This window comes from Mixta tenebrionis, assembly GCF_006517625.1.
In the GTDB taxonomy this organism is placed as follows: domain Bacteria; phylum Pseudomonadota; class Gammaproteobacteria; order Enterobacterales; family Enterobacteriaceae; genus Mixta; species Mixta tenebrionis.
Window position 1 is genome coordinate 1 of sequence record NZ_VHQI01000028.1, and the last position, 4,493, is coordinate 4,493.

Genomic DNA, 4,493 nt, shown 5'->3' on the forward strand with positions numbered 1-4,493 from the left:
GACGTGCGGTTTTGAACGTTCAAATTTTTCTTTAGACATCGATTGTCCCTCTAAGACACGGTTAAATCGGTGATATCACCACATCAACCAGGCATTGCCTGTGCTGTTGAATTTTTTATGCAGAAAAGAATCAGGGAGGGAGATGAAGAAGTGGTGCTGATACCCAGAGTCGAACTGGGGACCTCACCCTTACCAAGGGTGCGCTCTACCAACTGAGCCATATCAGCACATCTGGAGCGGGCAGCGGGAATCGAACCCGCATCATCAGCTTGGAAGGCTGAGGTAATAGCCATTATACGATGCCCGCAACCTGGAACTCGGCTACCTGTTCTTTCTGTAGCATATGAATAATAAGGTAAGGAGGCTTATTATTCGAGCTTCGAGCCAACCTGCGTTTCTTGCTGACTCTGACTGCGCTTGAGCTCAGTCTGGATATGGGGGCAGGAGAAAGGCTGTTCGCCATTTCGCGCCTCACCCTTCGCGCCGCACGTTTGCAATATTCCGCACCGCCCGACTCGAACCTTAACGGAAGCTTTCACCTCCAACCATAATGAAACCGCCTGGCGCTTTCACTCTGGTTCAGCTCTGTTGCCGGAGCTTAAATTTGGTGGTGGGAGAAGGATTCGAACCTTCGAAGTCTGTGACGGCAGATTTACAGTCTGCTCCCTTTGGCCGCTCGGGAATCCCACCTGATACTTGATGGTGCCGGCTACCGGAATCGAACTGGTGACCTACTGATTACAAGTCAGTTGCTCTACCTACTGAGCTAAGCCGGCATCAAGTGAGGCGCATTCTAGGAAGAGCGGCTTAGGTATGCAACAAAAAAATTGCGATAAATGTTCTATCGACTATTATTTGTGCAATTCTTCGCAAAATGACGTTTTTTTGAAGAAAAAACAACCGCTCCTGCTGGCGCATTCGGCCCTGTCAGAGTAGCCGTACTCTATGAAGAAGCGATTCCCTTCAGTCATAACGGTTCCGGCAGACGTGCGATAAAGCCCAACAAGCGCAGGGAACGACAGCGCATTATGCACAGTTTAACGGCGGCCGGGAAAAACTAACTTTGTGATGAAGATCACGTTAAATAGCGGCAATTTCTTGAAATTATTAGATCGGTTTTTATATCAGGCCGCGGTTATATTTTTCATTCGTGCGACAGCGCGCAGGTTTATCCTTTCTCTGAATAATCGAAACGCAGGGAATCGTTCCGATTACTATTGTCATTTTATCTTTTTCCTTCTTTTTTTCCCTTTACTGGTGTTAACCTCCTGCGCATTGTTTTCTGAAATTACCCTCAGGACACAGAGGAGCCGGTACGCCAGGCTTCGCTGTTGTCGTTCGGTAAATATTTGCTGGCAGAAGCATGCTTATGAGTAATAAAGAGTCCTCGTTTACTACGCCCTACCTGACATTCAGCCGCCAACAATGGGCCGCGCTGCGTGATTCTGTTCCTATGACCTTATCAGAGGACGAAATTGCGCGCCTTAAAGGCATTAACGAAGATCTTTCGCTGGAAGAAGTGGCTGAAATTTATTTACCTCTGTCTCGCCTGCTAAATTTTTATATCAATTCTAATTTACGTCGACAGGCGGTTCTGGAGCAGTTTCTGGGCACGGATGGGCAAAAAATACCCTATATCATTAGCATCGCAGGAAGCGTTGCCGTTGGTAAGAGCACCACGGCGCGCGTACTGCAAGCGCTGTTAAGCCGCTGGCCTGAGCACCGCCGCGTTGAATTAATTACTACCGATGGGTTTCTTCATCCCAACGCCGTATTAAAAGAGCGTGACCTGATGAAGAAAAAGGGGTTCCCACAGTCTTACGATATGCACCGGCTGGTCAATTTCGTCGCCGATTTGAAATCAGGCGCTTCTGAAGTTACCGCTCCGGTTTATTCGCATCTGATTTATGATGTTATTCCTGACGGCGACAAGGTTGTTCAACAGCCGGATATCCTTATCCTTGAAGGCTTAAACGTGCTGCAAAGCGGAATGGATTATCCGCACGATCCGCACCACGTTTTTGTCTCAGACTTTGTGGATTTTTCCATTTATGTCGATGCGCCGGAGGATCTGCTGCAGGAGTGGTATATCAATCGCTTCCTGAAGTTTCGTAAAGGCGCATTCACCGATCCTGACTCCTATTTTCACCACTATGCCCAGCTATCCGAAGAAGAGGCGATCAATACCGCAACGCAGCTATGGCGTGAGATTAACTGGCGTAATCTGAAAGAAAATATTTTGCCCACGCGTGAGCGCGCCAGCCTGATTTTGAGCAAGAGCGCTAATCATGCCGTGGAGAAGGTTAAATTACGCAAGTAATAAGATAGCGGCTTCTGTACGGCAAGCGTCCGGAAGCCTGCATCAGAACCTTGTTACGCGCTTTGCGGACGCAGCGAGATCTCGCCGCCAACCCATGACTTAACCACGCCGTCCTGCTCCAACAGCAGCCCGCCCTGCTGATCGATACCACGCGCTATACCCAGAACTTCACGATCGCCCATCAGTAATTTTACCGGGCGGTTAATAAAGTTATCCAGCCGCTGCCAGCGTGGAATAAAGGGCGCCAGCCCTTCGCGCTCGAATTCTTTCAGGCTACGACGCAGTTGATTAACCAGCATGCTGACCAGTTCATTGCGGTTGATACTGATTCCGGCTTCCTGCAGATTAATCCAGCCCTGATTCACCACGCTGGTATCAGGCGAACGCATAGCCAGATTGATGCCGGCGCCAAATACAATCTGTGCCGCATCGCCGGTTTTGCCGATCATCTCAACCAGAATACCCGCCAGCTTACGATCTTTCAGATAGAGATCGTTGGGCCATTTGACTTTGACCTCTTCAGCGCCGAGCTGCTGTAATACTTCAGCGATAACGATACCAATGACCAGGCTTAAACCCATCGCGGCGGCGGGCCCTTGTTCAAGGCGCCAGTACATGGAGAGGTAGAGATTGGCGCCAAAGGGCGAGAACCACTGTCGCCCGCGTCGCCCACGCCCCGCCTGTTGATATTCAGCGACGCAGGTATCCCCCGTCTGCAGTGAATTCATCCTTTCCAGTAAATACTGGTTGGTTGAATCAATAACGGGAATAACGGATATGCCCGGCTGTTCTAAATGCGGATTGATTTTTTCTTCGTCCAGTAGCTCAATCGGCGCTGACAAACAGTAGCCTTTGCCGGTAACGGTAAAAACATCCAGCCCCCACTCCTTTAGCGTTTGGATATGCTTATTAATGGCCGCCCGGCTCATACCAAGCTGCTCGCCGATTTGCTCGCCAGAATGAAATTCGCCATCGGCCAGAATGGCGACCAGTTTTAACGGTACGCTGTTATCTTTCATGAAATCACCTCAACGGCATTTTCTTCACCGCTGGCGCCGATAAACCGCACTTCAGGTTCCAGCCAGACATTAAACTTTTCGCCGACCCGCAGCCTGACATCATGCGCTAACGCAACGATATCCTCAGCGCTGGCATTATTGCTGTTGATTAACACCAGCGCCTGCTGTTGATGTACCGCCGCCCCGCCAACGCAATATCCCTTTAGCTGACACTGATCGATTAACCAGCCGGCTGCCAGCTTAACTTCGCCGTTAGCCTGCGGATAATGCGGCGCCTGCGGGAAAAGTGCCAGCAGATGGGCTGCCTGTTCGGCGCCGATCACGGGATTTTTAAAAAAGCTGCCGGCGTTGCCGGTTAGCGCCGGATCGGGCAGTTTGCTACGACGCATACGGCAAACCGCCTCAAAAATCTGCTGTGGCGTGACGGTAGCTATATCCAGCCTGGCGAGCTCGCCATAGCTCAACACCGGACGCCATGTTTTCGGCAGAATAAAGCCAACGGCGATAATCGCGTGCCCGTGCTGCATCTGATGTTTAAAGATGCTGTCACGGTAGCCAAACTGGCACTGCGCCGCTGTAAGGCGTGTTATGTTGCCGCTATCCAGCTCAAGCACTTCAACCCATTCGCAAACGTCCTTCAGTTCAACGCCATAGGCGCCGATATTTTGGATCGGTGCCGATCCGACGCAGCCAGGGATTAAAGCCAGATTCTCTAAACCGGTAATGCCCTGCCGTAGCGTGTAGGTGACCAGACTATGCCAGTTTTCCCCTGCCCCCACCTGCAGATGCCAGTGGTTTTCGCTCTCTGTAACAGCGATGCCTTTGATGCGGTTGATTACCACTATCCCACTGAATTTTCGCAGGAACAGGACATTACTGCCTTCACCAAGCAGCAGGAAAGGTAAATTATGTTGCTGGCATTCGCGCCAGGCGATAAGAATATCTGCCGGACTTTCCGCAATCACAATCTTATAAGCCGTGGTTTCAATAGCAAAGGTGTGGAGAGATTTTAGAGAAAATTCAGGGCTGGACATGAAACGACCTTTTCCGGTTAGTTGCGCTCATTTTACCCGATTGGCACAGCAGGAAGAAAATTTTCTCGGCAGGAAAAGGAAAGGAAAACCTGAATATCGCAGACGCGAAAAAGCCCCGGC

The 4,493-nt window shown here is 50.4% G+C and carries 3 protein-coding genes, 4 tRNA genes and 1 other RNA gene; 1 reads left to right on the top strand and 7 read right to left on the bottom strand.

Annotated elements, in window-relative coordinates:
- Nucleotides 1-151 precede the first annotated feature (151 nt).
- The 5 genes from FKM52_RS21175 to FKM52_RS21195 all read right to left on the bottom strand — a co-directional run bounded on the left by FKM52_RS21175 (nucleotide 152) and on the right by FKM52_RS21195 (nucleotide 776).
- A tRNA-Thr gene (locus tag FKM52_RS21175) sits at nucleotides 152-227 on the bottom strand.
- Between the two features lie 5 nt (nucleotides 228-232).
- A tRNA-Gly gene (locus FKM52_RS21180) sits at nucleotides 233-307 on the bottom strand.
- A gap of 128 nt (nucleotides 308-435) precedes the next feature.
- A non-coding RNA gene (locus tag FKM52_RS21185) (RtT sRNA) lies at nucleotides 436-553 on the bottom strand.
- A gap of 52 nt (nucleotides 554-605) precedes the next feature.
- Nucleotides 606-690, bottom strand: a tRNA-Tyr gene (locus tag FKM52_RS21190).
- Between the two features lie 10 nt (nucleotides 691-700).
- Nucleotides 701-776, bottom strand: a tRNA-Thr gene (locus FKM52_RS21195).
- A 593-nt stretch (nucleotides 777-1,369) separates the two neighbouring features.
- On the opposite strand from FKM52_RS21195, the gene coaA reads away from it, so the two are divergent.
- On the top strand, nucleotides 1,370-2,320 hold the full coding sequence (gene coaA, locus FKM52_RS21200; RefSeq protein ID WP_208852782.1) for a type I pantothenate kinase: 951 nt from the start codon (nucleotides 1,370-1,372) through the stop codon (nucleotides 2,318-2,320).
- A 53-nt stretch (nucleotides 2,321-2,373) separates the two neighbouring features.
- Here coaA and birA read toward each other — a convergent pair whose 3' ends face one another.
- Both birA and murB read right to left on the bottom strand, forming a co-directional pair.
- Nucleotides 2,374-3,339: a bifunctional biotin--[acetyl-CoA-carboxylase] ligase/biotin operon repressor BirA gene (gene birA / locus FKM52_RS21205; protein WP_141178082.1), complete on the bottom strand. Its 966-nt coding sequence runs from the start codon at nucleotides 3,337-3,339 to the stop codon at nucleotides 2,374-2,376.
- Nucleotides 3,336-4,373 (bottom strand): UDP-N-acetylmuramate dehydrogenase, encoded by a 1,038-nt coding sequence (murB, locus tag FKM52_RS21210; protein WP_141178083.1) that lies wholly within the window; start codon nucleotides 4,371-4,373, stop codon nucleotides 3,336-3,338. The genes birA and murB overlap by 4 nt, the downstream gene beginning before the upstream one ends.
- Between the last annotated feature and the right edge of the window lie 120 nt (nucleotides 4,374-4,493).